This window comes from Kitasatospora cystarginea (assembly GCF_039533515.1).
Taxonomy (GTDB): domain Bacteria; phylum Actinomycetota; class Actinomycetes; order Streptomycetales; family Streptomycetaceae; genus Kitasatospora; species Kitasatospora cystarginea.
Window position 1 is genome coordinate 38982 of sequence record NZ_BAAATR010000019.1, and the last position, 15222, is coordinate 54203.

General features: G+C 69.8%; 15 protein-coding genes. 5 read left to right on the forward strand and 10 right to left on the reverse strand.

What is annotated here, in order from left to right:
- Positions 1-17: 17 nt before the first annotated feature.
- Both ABD369_RS21055 and ABD369_RS21060 read right to left on the reverse strand, forming a co-directional pair.
- Positions 18-518 carry a glycine-rich domain-containing protein gene (locus ABD369_RS21055; protein WP_344638027.1) on the reverse strand — a complete coding sequence of 167 codons (501 nt, stop codon included), beginning with the start codon at positions 516-518 and terminating at the stop codon, positions 18-20.
- Positions 519-1217: 699 nt separating this feature from the next.
- The gene (locus ABD369_RS21060) at positions 1218-1460 is read right to left on the reverse strand and encodes a hypothetical protein (protein WP_344638028.1); all 243 of its coding nucleotides are present in this window, start codon (positions 1458-1460) and stop codon (positions 1218-1220) included.
- A gap of 156 nt (positions 1461-1616) precedes the next feature.
- Between ABD369_RS21060 and ABD369_RS21065 the strand changes: the two genes are divergently transcribed.
- On the forward strand, positions 1617-2372 hold the full coding sequence (locus tag ABD369_RS21065; protein ID WP_344638029.1) for a helix-turn-helix domain-containing protein: 756 nt from the start codon (positions 1617-1619) through the stop codon (positions 2370-2372).
- 207 nt (positions 2373-2579) lie between these two features.
- On the opposite strand, the gene ABD369_RS21070 is transcribed toward ABD369_RS21065, so the two are convergent.
- Positions 2580-3923, reverse strand: coding sequence for a DUF3987 domain-containing protein (locus tag ABD369_RS21070; protein ID WP_344638030.1), 1344 nt, complete (start codon positions 3921-3923; stop codon positions 2580-2582).
- Positions 3924-4049: 126 nt separating this feature from the next.
- Positions 4050-4247 carry a hypothetical protein gene (locus tag ABD369_RS41200; RefSeq protein WP_425557701.1) on the reverse strand — a complete coding sequence of 66 codons (198 nt, stop codon included), beginning with the start codon at positions 4245-4247 and terminating at the stop codon, positions 4050-4052.
- Between the two features lie 133 nt (positions 4248-4380).
- On the opposite strand from ABD369_RS41200, the gene ABD369_RS41205 reads away from it, so the two are divergent.
- A complete protein-coding gene (locus tag ABD369_RS41205) occupies positions 4381-4602 on the forward strand; it encodes a site-specific integrase (RefSeq protein ID WP_425557702.1) in 222 nt (73 codons plus the stop codon).
- A 201-nt stretch (positions 4603-4803) separates the two neighbouring features.
- Here ABD369_RS41205 and ABD369_RS21080 read toward each other — a convergent pair whose 3' ends face one another.
- Together ABD369_RS21080 and ABD369_RS21085 are read right to left on the reverse strand one after the other, a co-directional pair.
- Positions 4804-5967 (reverse strand): acyl-CoA dehydrogenase family protein, encoded by a 1164-nt coding sequence (locus ABD369_RS21080; RefSeq protein WP_344638031.1) that lies wholly within the window; start codon positions 5965-5967, stop codon positions 4804-4806.
- Between the two features lie 113 nt (positions 5968-6080).
- Positions 6081-7232, reverse strand: a complete 1152-nt coding sequence (locus ABD369_RS21085; protein WP_344638032.1) for an LCP family protein — start codon at positions 7230-7232, stop codon at positions 6081-6083.
- A 224-nt stretch (positions 7233-7456) separates the two neighbouring features.
- On the opposite strand from ABD369_RS21085, the gene ABD369_RS21090 reads away from it, so the two are divergent.
- Both ABD369_RS21090 and ABD369_RS21095 read left to right on the forward strand, forming a co-directional pair.
- Complete coding sequence (locus ABD369_RS21090) at positions 7457-8800, forward strand: UDP-glucose dehydrogenase family protein (RefSeq protein WP_344638033.1); 1344 nt, start codon at positions 7457-7459, stop codon at positions 8798-8800.
- Between the two features lie 56 nt (positions 8801-8856).
- Positions 8857-9264 (forward strand): CoA-binding protein, encoded by a 408-nt coding sequence (locus ABD369_RS21095; RefSeq protein ID WP_344638126.1) that lies wholly within the window; start codon positions 8857-8859, stop codon positions 9262-9264.
- Between the two features lie 39 nt (positions 9265-9303).
- Here ABD369_RS21095 and ABD369_RS21100 read toward each other — a convergent pair whose 3' ends face one another.
- Together ABD369_RS21100 and ABD369_RS21105 are read right to left on the reverse strand one after the other, a co-directional pair.
- Entirely contained in the window at positions 9304-10125 is an 822-nt protein-coding gene (locus ABD369_RS21100) for a MerR family transcriptional regulator (RefSeq protein WP_344638034.1), read from the reverse strand.
- Between the two features lie 78 nt (positions 10126-10203).
- A complete protein-coding gene (locus ABD369_RS21105; protein ID WP_344638035.1) occupies positions 10204-11394 on the reverse strand; it encodes a dipeptidase in 1191 nt (396 codons plus the stop codon).
- Positions 11395-11693: 299 nt separating this feature from the next.
- On the opposite strand from ABD369_RS21105, the gene ABD369_RS21110 reads away from it, so the two are divergent.
- On the forward strand, positions 11694-13211 hold the full coding sequence (locus ABD369_RS21110) for a gluzincin family metallopeptidase (protein WP_344638036.1): 1518 nt from the start codon (positions 11694-11696) through the stop codon (positions 13209-13211).
- A 92-nt stretch (positions 13212-13303) separates the two neighbouring features.
- Here the strand turns inward: ABD369_RS21110 and purE are convergent, their stop codons facing one another.
- Together purE and ABD369_RS21120 are read right to left on the reverse strand one after the other, a co-directional pair.
- Positions 13304-13837, reverse strand: a complete 534-nt coding sequence (gene purE / locus ABD369_RS21115; RefSeq protein WP_344638037.1) for a 5-(carboxyamino)imidazole ribonucleotide mutase — start codon at positions 13835-13837, stop codon at positions 13304-13306.
- On the reverse strand, positions 13834-14973 hold the full coding sequence (locus ABD369_RS21120; protein WP_344638127.1) for a 5-(carboxyamino)imidazole ribonucleotide synthase: 1140 nt from the start codon (positions 14971-14973) through the stop codon (positions 13834-13836). Before ABD369_RS21120 ends, purE begins: the two co-directional genes overlap by 4 nt.
- Positions 14974-15222: the final 249 nt, after the last annotated feature.

The following is a 15222-nucleotide window of genomic DNA, read 5'->3' on the forward strand; positions in this document are numbered from 1 at the left end:
GTTCGGTGGGGCTCAGGCTAGCTGGCTTCGCCGCCCCCGCCCCCGCCGTTGCAGTGGGAGGCGCAGTTTCCGGGGTTGATGGGTCCGCATCCGCCGGGGACGGGGGTGTGGGAGCACTGGGCGGCCACGGCCACCAGGGCGCGGGTAGGGCCGGTCCACAATTCGCGGTCGGGGGTGTACCCGGCCTCTTCGATGAGGGCGGCGGTTCGGGCGAGCGCGTCGGAGTCGTGGCGCGCCGGGTCCGGGCGTTCGGGGTAGTGGTGGACGAACCCTCCAAGCTGGCTGCACAGTTCAGCGTACGGGCGGGTGTGGAGGATGAGCGCGTGCCACCCCTCGTCGACGACGTTGGACGGCGTGACGCGCACGGTGGGGAACGTGCTGGCGGTGACGACGAACTTCAACGCCTCGATCACGATGCGCTCGGCGATGTCGTCGGGCATGCCGGGGTTGTTGTCCGTCACCGTGGCGGTGACGCCCTCGAACGCTTCGGGGGTGAGTAGGGCGCGTACGTCGTGCATTCGTGCTCCCTAGTTCTGTTGGCTGGTCCCGCCAGCCCGTGTGGGACGGCGGATCTCGATGGTGGTGCTGACCCGTTCCGGTCGGACTTGCATGTCACGCAACGCACGCCCGGGGCCGGGGTTTTGTGCCCGGCCCAACTCAGCGAGCTGAGTGCCAAATTGGGCCGGGGTGCGCTCTATGGGGTGAGAACAGCGTCACTCCGGAGCACGGCCCGCCGTCGGGGGAACCGGCGGGAGCCTGTGGGGGTCACTCGGCCTGAGGATCGTCCTCACCTGTGCGCCAGCGGACCAACTTCGCGCGGGGTTGCTGGTTAGTGCTTCAGTTCCGTCGCAGAGCCAAGAGAACGACCGCCAGGAGCACGATCACGCCCGCGACGGACACCGCGTAGACCGATTGGCGACTGAAGGGCTCGCGGCCCCCTTGCTGGCGCTGGGCCTTCTCGCGGTACTCCTCTTGGCCGGTCTCGAATTTCAGTTTGGTTCCTCGACCGTTTCGGGTCTCACGGGCACGGCGTTCACCCCTCACCACCCCCACGGGGGTTCTCGCATTCGGGGGCGTGCCGCCCTCGCAGGACGCGCACGTCAGCCAGGGCCGACTCGTCCACGCCTTCCGGGTCGCTGTACGCCCGAACCGCCACGGCATCCAGCCACTGACACGTTGGACACTCCGGCCGGGTTTCCGTCGGTCTCTCGGGGGCCTCAGGCTGCGCCACGGCTACCCCTGGGGAAGGAGCGGCCCAGGATGGGAGCCAACGCACTGCCGTCGGCCTTGCCCTTGTCCGGACACTTCTCGCTGCCGCACTCGCAGAACGACCAATCTTTGGGCGTGCCGCGCTTAGTTAGCAGCCGAGCAGCCTCCACCGGGTCGTAGTCGTCCAGCGGGTTGCCGACTGGCACTCGCTTGCGGCGCTCCGCCTTGTACTCGTCGAACGTCTTGGCCACAGCCCGGTACCTCCCTGGTTCAGCCCTCGCTTCCGGACGACTCGATGGTGTCCTGGCCGGTCGGACCGCCGCGACGTCGACAGGGCGTCAGTTGGGGGTCCTGGCAAGGCGTCATTTAGGTGTCGTTTGGGCTCGCGCGGCTCTATGTTGGGTCGCATGACGACGCCTAACGAGACCCTTCGGGCCGTGCGGATCGGCCTGCGTCTCAGCCAAGATGAGTTCGCGAAGCGCCTGCGGGCGGCCGGGACCGAGCAGGGCGAGCCGAACGACGCCAGCAAGCGCCTTGTGCAACGCTGGGAGTCCGGAGAGGTGGGATTCCCTCGCCCGGTGTACGTTCGCGCTCTCGAAGCCGTCACGAAGCTCTCTGTTGACCGCCTCGGATTTACGTCACCACAGCTCCCCCGCCGGGTGAGCATGGACGCTACGGGAGGGCACGACATGACCAGCGATGAACCCGGCGTGCCGGTAGAGGTAGCACCGGCACCGACAGGTGAGGACTTCTCCGGGGTGTGGCTCAGCCGATACGAGTTCTACAGCAGCAGCAGGGAGAACACGTACACCGGCCTGCACCACGTCGTACTGTCTCACCGTGGAAACCGGATCACCGGCCAATCGCTCACCGGCGCCTCGTCCAACCCCGACTCTCCGCTGTCCTTCGATCTCACCGTTGATCGAAACATCGTCACTGGCTCCTGGGTGGAACAGACCGCGCAAGACGGCTACTACCAAGGGGCCCGATACCACGGAGCGATTCAGCTGCTGGTCGATCCCACGGGGCGTCGCATGGCGGGTAAGTGGGTTGGGTTCGGGAAAGAGTTCGACGTGAACACCGGGCCGTGGGAACTGCGGCTGTTGGACAAGTCCACTGCTGACGACGTGCTGAGCCGATACAGCGTGCCCCCTGAGGAGTGATCCGGCCACCCGGCCAGCAATGGGCCGGGCTCGCCGCGTCCGGCCTGCGCTGGCTCCGGTACCGCCTGGACTAGCCGCGTCCCGCAGGACGCGCCTTGTTAGCCTCAGGAAGAGGAGCGGGCATCATCATCTCAAACGATCATTGCCTAACCCGCCCCAACGGAGAAAGCCCCCGGCAGTAGCCGGGGGCTTTCTTTGATTCGTCGGTCAGAGCAGCGCGAGGAACGGGTTCCCAGTTGCGGCCGACTCGCGGCGGGGACGGGTGGGAGCGGGAACCAGGGGTGCCGGGGGAACGGGCTTGGCCGGGCGGTAGGTGTCCATGCGGACGACCGTGGCCGGAGTCTTCCGGGCAGGCTTGGGCTCAGGCCGGCCGCTGGGGGAAGCCTCGGTGTTCTCCGACTCGGTCAGGGTGTAGATGGTGGCGGGACGCCCAAGGCCGGAACGGTCGAGAGTGGCCTTCACCCCGGGCAGAGCCTTGACCTGATCCGCCGTCGCGCCCACGAATGGCAACAGCTCGGACGACCTGGCCTTTCCGCCCATCATGGCGATCCGGGCCTGGACCTTCTCCGCGAGACTGAGTGACTGGCGCTTACCGGACACCGCCCCCATTCGAGACGTGATGCTCTCCACGGTCTCCATGGCGTAGGTGACCAGCCGGGCCGCTGCTTCCAGATCCTCGCGGGTGATCTCGTGCCGCAGGTCGAACAGGGCGAACAGGGCCGCGATCCTACGTACTTGCTCGTTGCAGCGGGAGGCGAACGGCTTCAACTCGTCCGACTCGCGGGCCTTGATCAACAGGTCGTGCCGGAGGCTGTCGGCAACGTCGTAGGCGTCTTCCGAGAGGGTGACCGTTCCGGACCTCTGACCGTGACGCACGGCCCGGGCGAACGCCTCTCCGGCCTCGGAGATCAGGTACTCGGGCATCCGGTCACGCTCACTCAGCCACCGCACTTGAGTAACCGGAAGGATCAGCAGTCGGTTGTACGAGCCGCCATCACGCTCAGTAGCGGACATGCTGGCCCGGAACTCCTCCGGGGTGATGTGCCCCATGATCGACACTCGCGGGTCGTCCACCTGAACGGGTTCCTTGGCGCGAGACGTGGCAACCGTGGCACCGTCCCACAGATCCCGGAGCACCTGGGACAGGTTCGCCTGTCGCCTGCCCGCCCGCAGCACACGGGCGTACTCGGTGTCCACGATGAGCGCGTGCCCGTCGCGGTCGGCCACGGCCTGGATGAGCCCGGCCCCACCGGTCACACCGTTGATGACGTGACCGGCCATGAATGAACTGTTGGCGTCCTTCGCTACGTCGGACGCGAGTCCCCATGACTGCCCCTTGCCCTCTCCGGTACCACCACAGAGCAGGACGTGAAGCATGAGCGGCATGGAACCGGAGCCTCGCTGCACGCGGGTCTCAGGGAGCATGGCGGAGAACGCGCACAACAGGCCGCCCAGCAGCCCGACCGGGGACCATTCGACGTGGGGTTCCATGCCCGCTACGAGGGACCGGAGCCGGCCCGTGACCATGCTGCGGAAGTCGGGGGTGTCCATGCTGCCTGTCTCCTGAGGATGGCCCGTGAGGTCCTGGCGGTGCTCGACAAGGCTCCGCCCCGGTACCGGGCCCTGCTGTGGCTGATGGCCGGTTGCGGCCTCCGGATCGGCGAGGCCATGGCCGTCTCACGGGACCAGATCGACTTCAAGGCGGAGATGCTCCGGGTCGACTTCCAGATCGCCGAGGACGGCGAGACCGAGTCCGGCAAGAACAGCGCCATCCAGCGGCGGCACATCAAGGCGCGCGATGCCGAGGAACCCGGGCGGCTGGTCCCTCTGCCGCCGAACGTGGCCTTCGAGCTCCGGCGGCACATCAAGAACCACGGCATGTGGGGCCCTGAGCGGCTGCTGTTCCCGAACGTCTCCCGGACCGGATACCTGTACGCCTCGTACTTCTACCGGCAGATCTGGATGGCGGCTGCCCGCAGGCGGGGTGGAGTACTGCAAGCCCCATGCCATGCGGCACTACTACGGGTCGAGGCTGCTGTACGCCGGAGTCCCGGAGAACGATGTGGCGGACTGGATGGGCCACAGCAGCACAGATGTGCTGCGCGAGCACTACCACTACATCTTCGAGGGGGCCGAGCAGCGCGGGCGCGCGGCCATCGCGACGATGCTGACACCCGGCGCGGATGACCCCACCGGCGACTCCCCCACCGACAAGACCGAAGTCGCCTGACAGAAGCCCATGCGAACGGCCCCCGGCACGCTGCCGGGGGCCGTTCTGTTTGTGCAGGTCAGTAGCCGTTTTCAGCTCAGTGTCAGCCCAGGATTTCCCCAGCATGACGCCCAGGAACAGGCCGAAACGGGCCTGAGCGGACCGAAACCCAAAGGTGGCTCTCAGTACCCCTCAGATGGCCTATGACCTGCGAAAACCGCCTTACGGCAGGTTCCTCGCCATGACGATCCGCTGGACCTGGTTCGTTCCTTCATAAATCTGGGTGATCTTGGCGTCGCGCATCATCCGCTCGACCGGGTAGTCGCGGGTGTAGCCGTAGCCGCCGAGCAGCTGGACTGCGTCGGTGGTGATCTCCATGGCGACGTCCGAGGCGAAGCACTTGGCGGCGGCGCCGAAGAAGGTCAGGTCGGCGTCGAGCCGCTGGGACTTGGCGGCGGCGGCGTAGGTGAGCTGGCGGGCGGCCTCCAGCTTCATGGCCATGTCGGCCAGCATGAACTGGATGCCCTGGAACTCGGCGATGGCCTTGCCGAACTGCTTGCGCTCCTTGACGTAGCCCTTGGCGTAGTCGAGGGCGCCCTGGGCGATGCCGAGGGCCTGGGCCGCGATGGTGATGCGGGTGTGGTCCAGCGTCTTCATCGCGGTGGCGAAGCCGGTGCCCTCGGCGCCGATGATGCGGTCGGCGGGGATCCGGACGTTGTCCAGGTAGACCTCGCGGGTCGGCGAGCCCTTGATGCCGAGCTTCTTCTCCGGCGCGCCGAAGGAGACACCCTCGTCGCCCTTCTCGACCACGAAGGCGGAGATGCCCTTGGAGCGCTTCTCGGGGTCGGTCACCGCCATGACGGTGTAGAACTCGGAGACGCCCGCGTTGGTGATCCAGCGCTTCACGCCGTTGAGCACCCAGAAGTCGCCGTCGCGCTCGGCGCGGGTCTTCATGCCGGCGGCGTCCGAACCGGCGTCCGGCTCGGAGAGGCAGTAGGAGAACATGCCCTCGCCGCGGGCCAGGGCACCCAGGTACTTCTGCTTGAGCTCCTCGGAGCCGGAGAGCTGGACCGGCAGCGAGCCCAGCTTGTTGACGGCCGGGATCAGCGAGGAGGAGGCGCAGACCCGGGCGACCTCCTCGATCACCAGCACGGTCGCCAGCGCGTCCGCGCCCTCGCCGCCGTACTCCGCGGGAACGTGGACCGCGTGCAGGTCGTTGGCCTGCAGCGCGTCCAGCGCCTCCTGCGGGAAACGGCCCTGCTCGTCCACCTCGGCCGCGTACGGGGCGATCTTCGCCTCGGCGAGCGAACGCACCGCTTCGCGGAGCATCTCATGCTCGTCGCTGAGCCGGAAGAGATCGAAGTCCGCCCCAGAGTTGCCCGCCATCTGCCTCGCCCCTTGACCGTGTTAGTTACCGTTAAGTAGCAGTATTGATCCTAATTCTAGGTTCGCTCCGTGCCTACCCCGTACGTGACGTCCGCGACACCCCCCGAGCGAGGTCAGCGGACGCTGTCCCCCAGCACGTCACTGGTGGTGCGGTGCTCGGCCAGGTACTGCACCATCCGGTCGTTGCGCATGGCCTCCCAGAGCGGGGCCGCCGCGTTCCGGTCCAGCTTCACGGCGGCCTGGCCGTCGATGGTCTCGAAGCCGCCGAACGGCGCGTTCATGAAGGTCACGTCGCCCACCCGGAGGTTGCGCATGCTCCAGGCGAGGTCGTAGAGGTCGCTGTTGCTCAGCTTGTCGTCCACGCTGACCACGTCGCCGACCGACTTCAGCAGGCCGCCGAGCCTGGTCGGGCTGGAGAGCGTGCCCGAGCTGAGGGTCTGCTTCATCAGAGCGCGCAGGAAGTTCTGCTGGCGCTTGGTGCGGTCCAGGTCGCCGCCCGGCAGTCCGTGGCGCTCGCGGACGTACTGGAGGGCGGTGTCGCCGTCCATGTGCTGGGTGCCGGCGTCCCAGTGGCGGGCGCCGCCGACCGCCTCGATGGTCTTGGGGATGGTGATGTCCACCCCGCCGACCGCGTCGGTCAGCGAGCGGAAGCCGTCCCAGTCGATCACCGCCAGGTGGTCGATCCGGATCCCGGTGAGGTCCTGCACGGTCTGGATCATCAGCGCCGGGCCGCCCCAGGAGTAGGCGGCGTTGATCTTCGCCTGGCCATGGCCCGGGATGTCCACCCAGGTGTCCCGGGCGATCGAGACCACCGAGACGCTCCGCCGGTCAGCCGCTATGTGCATCAGCATCATGGTGTCGCTGCGGGCCGCGCCCACCTTCCAGGCCGGGCCCTCGGCCTCGGCGCCGGTGGTCGGCACGTCGGAGCGGGCGTCCAGGCCGACCAGCAGGAAGGTCATCCCACTGTTGGGGACGGGCTTCGGCTGTGCGGACTCCGGGACGGTCGGGAAGGCGTCCGGGATTCGCTGCACCGAGGACGCGTAGTGGTTCGCCGTCCAGTAGAGCGCGCCGACCCCGCCGCCGAGCACCACCAGCAGCGCCACCAACGCCCAGATGAGCACCCGCCGGGTACGGCGCCCGCGCCCACCGTCGGCCCTCCCGGGCTCCGGCCCGTCGGACTCCGCGGCCGGCCGCTCGTCGAACAGGCTGAGGTGGGCGGGCTGGTCCGCAGCCGGGTCGTGCCGCGCGTCGTCCTTCGAATCCATGCCGGGCATTCTGCCTCCAGTCAGATGAGTTCCCGTCATCGGAACGGCAGTTCCAGCGGTCCGCAACCGCCCGGGAACAACATCGTTACCGAGCGGCAGCCACCGCCCCCGACCGCCGGGCACGGACCGCCGCCGAGTCCCTCCGGCCGCCGGATACCATCAACCCCTGCGGCCGGACGCAGACCCGCACGGTTCCGGCACAACCGACCCAAAAGGGGAAGCACGTGACCCTCCGCATCACGGTGATCGGCACCGGCTACCTCGGCGCGACGCACGCCGCCTGCATGGCGGAGCTCGGCTTCGAGGTGCTCGGCCTGGACATCGACCCGGAGAAGGTCGCCGCCCTGTCCGCCGGCCAGGTGCCGATGTACGAACCGGGGCTCGGCGAGCTGCTGCTCAAGCATGTTGCGGGGCAGGCGGGTTCGACCGGCAGGCTGCGCTTCACCACCTCGCCCGAGGAGGTCGCCGACTTCGGTGACGTGCACTTCATCTGCGTCAACACCCCTCAGAAGAAGGGCGAGTTCGCGGCCGACATGTCCTATGTGGACGCCGCCGTAGACTCCATCGCGCCGCACCTGACCCGGCCCACCCTGGTGGTCGGAAAGTCCACCGTCCCGGTCGGCAGCGCCGCCCGGCTGGCCGACCGGCTGGCCGAACTCGCCCCGGCCGGAGCCGATGCCGAACTCGCCTGGAACCCCGAGTTCCTGCGCGAGGGCTACGCCGTCGGCGACACCCTGCACCCCAACCGGCTGGTGGCGGGCGTGCGCAGCGAGCGGGCCGAGCGGCTGCTGCGCGAGGTGTACGCGACGCCGATCGCCGAGGGCGTGCCGTTCGTGGTCACCGACTTCCCGACCGCCGAGCTGGTCAAGGTCGCCGCCAACTCCTTCCTGGCCACCAAGATCTCCTTCATCAACGCGATGGCCGAGGTCTGCGAGAGCGCGGGCGCGGACGTGGTCCAGCTCAGCCAGGCGCTCGCCTACGACGACCGGATCGGCGCCAAGTTCCTCGGTGCCGGGCTCGGCTTCGGCGGCGGCTGCCTGCCCAAGGACATCCGCGCCTTCATGGCCCGCGCCGGGGAGCTGGGCGCCGACCAGGCGCTGACCTTCCTGCGGGAGGTGGACTCGATCAACATGCGCCGCCGCTCCCGGATGGTCGAGCTGGCCCGCGAGCAGTGCGGCGGCGGGTTCCTCGGCCGCCGGGTCGCCGTCCTCGGCGCCGCCTTCAAGCCCAACTCCGACGACATCCGGGACTCCCCCGCGCTCAACGTGGCCGGCCAGATCCAGCTCCAGGGCGCCCAGGTCACCGTCTACGACCCCAAGGCCATGGACAACGCCCGGAAGATGTTCCCCGGCCTGTCCTACGCGGCCTCCGCACTGGAGGCCGTCGAGGGCGCGCACGTCGTGCTGCACCTCACCGAGTGGCAGGAGTTCCGCGAGCTGGACCCGGCAGGGGTGGGCGCCCTGGTCGCCGAACGGCGGCTGATCGACGGGCGGAACGTGCTGGACGCCGCGAAGTGGCGGGAGGCCGGGTGGACGTACCGGGCGATGGGGCGGCCGGGCGTCGAGTAGGAGACCGGGTGGACGGCGGCGGAATGCGTCGGGCCGTGCCGCCGTTGCTGCAGGGCATGACGTACGGAGACGAGGCGGTGGTCCGCCGGATCCTGCGGGAGGCCGGCGACACCTGGGCGGTGGTCGGGCTGTCCACCAACACCGCGCGGGCGGCCTACGGCGTGGCCCGGGTGCTGCAGAAGGCGGGCAAGCGGGTGGTGCCGGTGCACCCCGGGGCGGAGACGGTGCTCGGCGAGCAGGGCTACGCCTCGCTCGCCGAGGTCCCGTTCGGCATCGACGTGGTCGACGTGTTCGTGAACTCCGGCCTGGCCGGGGAGATCGCCGACCAGGCCGTCGCGGTGGGCGCCCGGGCCGTCTGGTTCCAGCTGGGCGTGGTCGACGAGGCGGCCTACGCGCGCACCACCTCAGCCGGGCTGGACATGGTGATGAACCGCTGCCCGGCGATCGAACTGCCGCTGCTGTAACGCCGGCTCGGGCGGTGCCGCCGGCGGCTCACGGCACCATCAGCCGGTCGGGAAGGCGATGTCGCAGACCGGGTCGGCCTCCTTGGCGCTGCCCCAGTCGGCGAAGTAGACCTCCCGGCCCGGCCCGGTGAGCGACACCTGTTCCCGCTCCGCCCAGGCGCAGATCGCGTCGTAGGCGGAGAGGATCTGCGGGTACTCGACCTGGGCCTTGGTGATCCGGGTGTAGACCTCGCGGTGGGCCGGTTCGATCCGGCCGGGCACGGTGAGGGCGCCCGTGTGGGAGGGATCGATCGGTACGCAGACCTCGACCGGACCGTCGTTGTCCTCGTTGACCTCGCCGTGGTACACCACGAACGGTGCCGCGACCACGCCGCCGTAGGCCTCGGCCGCCTCGGTCAGGCGGTCGGTGGCGGCCGGGATCCACTCCGGTAGGTCCTGGGGAGCGGCGTTGCGCCGCTCGGTGAGCACCAGCTGTTCGGGCACCTCGCGGTGCTGGATCTCGTACATGTCCAGAATCCCTTCGCGTCCTGAGAGTTGGATGCGGAGGTGCACGGCGAGCTCCCGTTGGGCCGCGAGGCGGCGCTCGATGCCGTCCCAGTAGCGTGCCACCAGCGCGGCCCGCTCCCGGCCGGGGACGGCCAGCAGCTCGGCGACCTGTGCCAGGGGCATGTCCAGGCCGCGCAGCAGCACGATCAGCCTGGCGTCCGCCAGCCGGCTCTCACGGTAGTAGCGGTAGCCGGTGACCGGGTCGACCCGGTCGGGCGGCAGCACGCCCTGGCGGTCGTACAGCCGCAGGGCCTTCTGGGACAGGCGGGCCCGGCGTGCGAACACGCCGATGCTCAGCAGTGCGTCTTCCTCCACGCCGGACACGCTCCCGTCTGTCCCAGGGGCAGGGTCAAGCCGCCGGGCGAGGGCCCGGTCCCCCGCCCGCCGTCCCGCTCAGCCGTCGAGCTGGGCGATCGTGGCGATCGACGGCCCCCGGGTGGCCTGGAGGGTGGAGGCGACCGACTCCGCGTCGCGCAGGACGCGGACGGCGTTGTGCCAGGTCAGCTTGGAGATGTCGACCTGGGACCAGCCGCGGTGCAGGAGTTCGGCGATCAGGTTGGGGTAGCCGGAGACGTCGTCCAGGCCGGCAGGGAGGAAGGCGGTGCCGTCGAAGTCTCCGCCGATGCCGATGTGGTCGATGCCCGCGACCTCCCGCATGTGGTCGAGGTGGTCGGCGACGGTGGCCGGGGTGGCGACGGGGCGCGGGCGGGTGGCCTCGTACGCGTGCTGGACCTCCATGGCGGCGGGCGTGGTCTCCAGCGGGTGGAAGCCGTGGGCGCGCATGTTCTCGTCGGCGGCCCGGGTCCACGCGATGGCTTCGGGCAGGATGAACTTCGGTACGAAGGTGGCCATCGCCACGCCGCCGTTGGCGGGCAGCTGGGCGAGCACGTCGTCCGGGATGTTGCGCGGGTGGTCGCAGACCGCGCGGGCGGAGGAGTGCGAGAAGATCACCGGCGCCTCGCTGACCCGCAGGGCGTCCCGCATGGTGTCCGCGGAGACGTGCGAGAGGTCGACCAGCATGCCGAGCCGGTTCATCTCCCGGACCACCTCCTCACCGAACGCGGTCAGCCCGCCGGCCGCCGGCTCGTCGGTGGCGGAGTCCGCCCAGGGCACGTTGTCGTTGTGGGTGAGCGTCAGGTAGCGGACGCCCAGCCGGTGCAGGGCTCGCAGGGTGGCCAGTGAGCAGTTGATCGAGTGGCCGCCCTCGGCGCCCATCAGCGAGGCGATCCGGCCCTCGGTCCGGGCGGTCTCCAGGTCCTGCGCGGTGAGGGCGAGCCGCAGCCGGTCCGGGTAGCGCTCGGTCAGCGCGCGGACGAAGTCGATCTGCTCCAGGGTGGCGCTCACCGCCTGGTCGCCCGTGTAGCTGCTGGGCACGTACACCGACCAGAACTGCCCGCCGACCCCGCCCTCGGCCAGCCGGCCCAGGTCCGTGTGCAGCCGGGGGCTCTGGTCGCCGGCGAGGTCCAGCGCATCGAGGTCGTACCCGACCTGGGCGCGCATCGCCCAGGGCAGATCGTTGTGGCCGTCCACCACCGGGGTGTCGCGGAGGACGGCGCGGGCTCGGTCGAGCAGCTCAGGAGTCATGACATCTGTTCTATACCGGCCGGCGGCCCGAGAGGCAGTGGCACGGGCGCCGGGCGCCGTGGCGGGCCGTCAGCCGTCGCGATGACCGGACGTCGGGTGTCGGCCGGACCGGTGGATGATCGTTCGTGGCCCCGGGGAAGGGGCGGCAGGCACCCCTCTCACCTGCCGGGACGGTGGGTGCCCGGGGCTAGAGTTCTCTGGTGATCGCCCCGCCTGCCGGGCCGGAGTGGCGGTCAGTCACGCCTTTTCGAGGCCATGTGAGTCATCGCGCAACCCGATGACGAGTACCGGGGGAATCCATGTCGTATCCGCCACAGCCGCCCATACCCAACGCTCCGTACGGCCAGCAGCCTCCGCCGCAGTACGGCGCGCCGCAGCAGCCGCAGCAGTTCGGCGCACCCCCGCCGCCCCCACCCTACTTCCAGGGCGCTCCGGGCCAGGTGCCCATGGCGCCCCAGCCGCACTTCCAGGCCGCTGTGACCCCGCCGCGCAGAGGGGGCCGGAAGGTGCTCCTCACCGTTCTCGGCACCTTCTTCGGCCTGCTGGGGCTGTGTGTCGCCTTCGCGGTCTACCACGTCGCCACCCGCCCCGGCGTGACGCCGCTCACCCCGGGGCCCAACCCCTGGCAGAAGCTCGCCGACGGCATGACCACGGCGCTGGCCGCCAAGGACGAGGATGCCTTCCTCAAGCCCTTCAAGGGTGACGACGTGAAGGAGAAGGAGCGAAAGGTCTTCCGCAACCTCGTCAAGATCCCTTGGGAGAAGGCGAGTTGGGAGACCGAATTCGCCGCTCCGCTGAACGGCGACATGATGGTCACCTTCGTGCACCAGGTGAAGGGCGTCGACGCCAAGCCGGTGCCCGAGGTCTACAACTGGCGGGTCGAGCCGGGCCAGGGCGCGCCGGTGATCACCGCTGTCGGCGGTGAGAAGGACATCCACGGCAACACCTCCAACACCAGCTACTACCCGGCCCCTTGGGACTTCTACGACGAACTGGACGTCCAGAACCGCGACAACCTCGTCGCGGTCGCGGACAAGGGCCAGGCCGGCGAGTTGGACCGGGACGTCGACGTCCTGGCCCAGGCCGCCAAGGACGACCTGGACGCCTGGCGCAAGTCCGCGCCCACCCTCCCGACCGGCCGTCAGACCGCCCCCGGTTTCTTCGTCGTGCTGGAGAAGAACCGCGACGTCTACAACAAGCTCTACGCGGGCGACGGCCGGAAGAACGACAGCCTGGAGGCCGGCGTCAACATGTCCATCCCCGCCTACGACTCCAAGGACTCCAAGGAGAGGGACTCGGGCGGCTCCCGGATCGTCATGGACACCTCGGAGAGCCGGTTCACCTCCTCCGCGTGGAAGGAGGGCGTCAGCGAGATCGGCCGGCACGAGATGGGCCACGCCATCGTCGCACCGCTCAGCACCGAGCAGGTCCTCGTCCAGGGGCTCCAGGACACCCAGATGTGGGTCATCGAGGGCTTCGCCGAGTACATGGCCTTCCGCGGCAAGGACGACCGCGCCCGCGCCGACCTCAGGGCCTCACTCCAGGGCTACAACTTCGACGGCAAGCTCCCGGAGAGCCTCGACTTCTACTCCAGCCAGGCCCGGGCGCGTTCCGCGCACTACGCTCTCGGCGCCTCGGCCCTCCAGTACATGGGCCAGAAGTACGGCGAGGCCAAGGTGTTCGCCTTCGTCGCGGCCCACTACGCCAACCCGAAGCAGTACCAGCAGCAGATCACCGATGCCACCGGGCTCCCGCTGCAGCAGTTCGAGAGCGACTGGGCGGCCCACGTGCGCGACGCCGTACCGGGCGCCAGGTAGGACCGGGGGACGCGGGGAACCGGGCACCGCACGGTTCCCCGCCCCGCCCCCGGGGACTTGACCGGGGGCGGGGCGGCAGCGGGCCGGAGGTGTCAGCCGGTGAAGCCGAAGGAGGTGGAGCCGGCCACCTTGGCGCGCAGCTTCTTGCCCTTCTCGGTGGCCTGGTTGTTCAGCTCGGCCTGGAACTCGACCATCTTCTCGGCCAGTTCACGGTCGAAGGCGGCGAGCATCCGGACCGCCAGCAGCCCGGCGTTGCGGGCTCCCGCGACCGAGACGGTGGCCACCGGCACCCCGGCCGGCATCTGGACGATCGACAGCAGGCTGTCCATGCCGTCCAGGTAGCGCAGCGGCACCGGGACGCCGATCACCGGCAGCGGCGTCACCGAGGCCAGCATGCCCGGCAGATGGGCCGCGCCGCCGGCACCGGCGATGATCGCCTTGAGCCCGCGCCGGTGGGCGTTCTCACCGTACGCGACCATCTCGCGCGGCATCCGGTGGGCCGAGACGACGTCCACCTCGTAGGGGATCTCGAACTCGTCGAGGGCCTGGGCGGCGGCCTCCATCACGGGCCAGTCGGAGTCCGAGCCCATGACGATGCCGACAACCGGGTTGCTGCTGTTGCTCATTCGGTGATGGTCCCTCGCAGGTAGGCGGCCGCGTGGCGGGCGCGCTCGCGAACGTCGTCGAGGTCGTCCCCGAAGACGTTGACGTGTCCGACCTTGCGGCCGGGCTTGACGTCCTTGCCGTACATGTGGATCCGCAGGCCCGGGTCGCGGGCCATGCAGTGCAGGAAGGCGTGGTACATGTCCGGGTAGTCGCCACCGAGGACGTTCACCATGACGGTCCACCTGGCGCGCGGGCGCGGGTCGCCCAGCGGCAGGTCGAGGACGGCGCGCAGGTGGTTCTCGAACTGCGAGGTGACGGCACCGTCCATGGACCAGTGGCCGGAGTTGTGCGGGCGCATGGCCAGCTCGTTGACCAGGATGCGGCCGTCGCCGGTCTGGAACAGCTCGACCGCGAGGTGGCCGGTGATGTCCAGCTCGCCCGCGATCCGCAGGGCCAACGCCTGGGCCTCGGCGGCGAGTTCGGGGTCGAGACCGGGTGCCGGTGCGATCACCTCGGCGCAGACGCCGTTCTCCTGGATGCTCTCCACCACCGGATAGGCGACCGCCTGGCCGCTGGGCGAGCGGACGACGTTCGCGGCCAGCTCGCGGACGAAGTCGACCTTCTCCTCGGCCAGTACGGGCACCCCGGCCAGGAACGGCGCGGCCGCCTCCTGCTCGTCGTCGACCACCCAGACGCCCTTGCCGTCGTAGCCGCCGCGCACGGTCTTCAGCACGACCGGGTAGCCGGAGCCCTCGTTTGCGAAGGCGGTGACGTCGGCCGGGTCGGCGACCAGCCGGTGCCGGGGACAGGGAACGCCGATCGAGTCCAGCCTGGCCCGCATCACGCCCTTGTCCTGGGCGTTGACCAGCGCGTCCGGGCCAGGCCGTACCGCGATGCCGTCGGCTTCCAGGGCCCGCAGGTGCTCGGTGGGCACGTGCTCGTGGTCGAAGGTGATCACGTCGCAGCCGGCCGCGAAGCGGCGCAGCGTGTCCAGGTCGCGGTAGTCGCCGAGCACGACGTCCGAGACGACCTGGGCGGCGGAGTCCTGCGGGGTGTCGGCGAGGAGCCGGAATCGGATCCCCAGTGGGATGCCCGCCTCATGTGCCATGCGGGCCAGCTGCCCGCCACCGATCATGCCGACCACTGGAAAATTCACCTTGCCCGCGAAAGTCACGCTGCCCAGGATATCCGGGCCGGTCAAGGACGGTGCATCCGCTTGAACGACGCGTGAACGCGGTGGCCGGAACCGGCCGGGGAGTGGCTCTCGGCGCCGGTGGGCCTGGTGGGAACGAGTAGCCTGGGGGGCCGGGCCCCGAGAACTATCCGATCTTGTACACGGGGGTCCGGTCGCGCTGCGCCCTGGCGAGCGCTCACCACCCCGTACGCGCGCACAGGAGACTGCCGG

Excerpts from the sequence above, each read along its gene's own strand:
- ABD369_RS41205 (WP_425557702.1), top strand. The coding sequence starts at position 4,381 with ATGCGGCACTACTACGGGTCGAGGCTGCTGTACGCCGGAGTCCCGGAG.
- ABD369_RS21055 (WP_344638027.1), bottom strand. The coding sequence starts at position 518 with ATGCACGACGTACGCGCCCTACTCACCCCCGAAGCGTTCGAGGGCGTC.
- ABD369_RS21065 (WP_344638029.1), top strand. The coding sequence starts at position 1,617 with ATGACGACGCCTAACGAGACCCTTCGGGCCGTGCGGATCGGCCTGCGT.
- ABD369_RS21110 (WP_344638036.1), top strand. The coding sequence starts at position 11,694 with ATGTCGTATCCGCCACAGCCGCCCATACCCAACGCTCCGTACGGCCAG.
- ABD369_RS21085 (WP_344638032.1), bottom strand. The coding sequence starts at position 7,232 with ATGGATTCGAAGGACGACGCGCGGCACGACCCGGCTGCGGACCAGCCC.
- ABD369_RS21070 (WP_344638030.1), bottom strand. The coding sequence starts at position 3,923 with ATGGACACCCCCGACTTCCGCAGCATGGTCACGGGCCGGCTCCGGTCC.
- purE (WP_344638037.1), bottom strand. The coding sequence starts at position 13,837 with ATGAGCAACAGCAGCAACCCGGTTGTCGGCATCGTCATGGGCTCGGAC.
- ABD369_RS21080 (WP_344638031.1), bottom strand. The coding sequence starts at position 5,967 with ATGGCGGGCAACTCTGGGGCGGACTTCGATCTCTTCCGGCTCAGCGAC.
- ABD369_RS21095 (WP_344638126.1), top strand. The coding sequence starts at position 8,857 with ATGACGTACGGAGACGAGGCGGTGGTCCGCCGGATCCTGCGGGAGGCC.
- ABD369_RS21105 (WP_344638035.1), bottom strand. The coding sequence starts at position 11,394 with ATGACTCCTGAGCTGCTCGACCGAGCCCGCGCCGTCCTCCGCGACACC.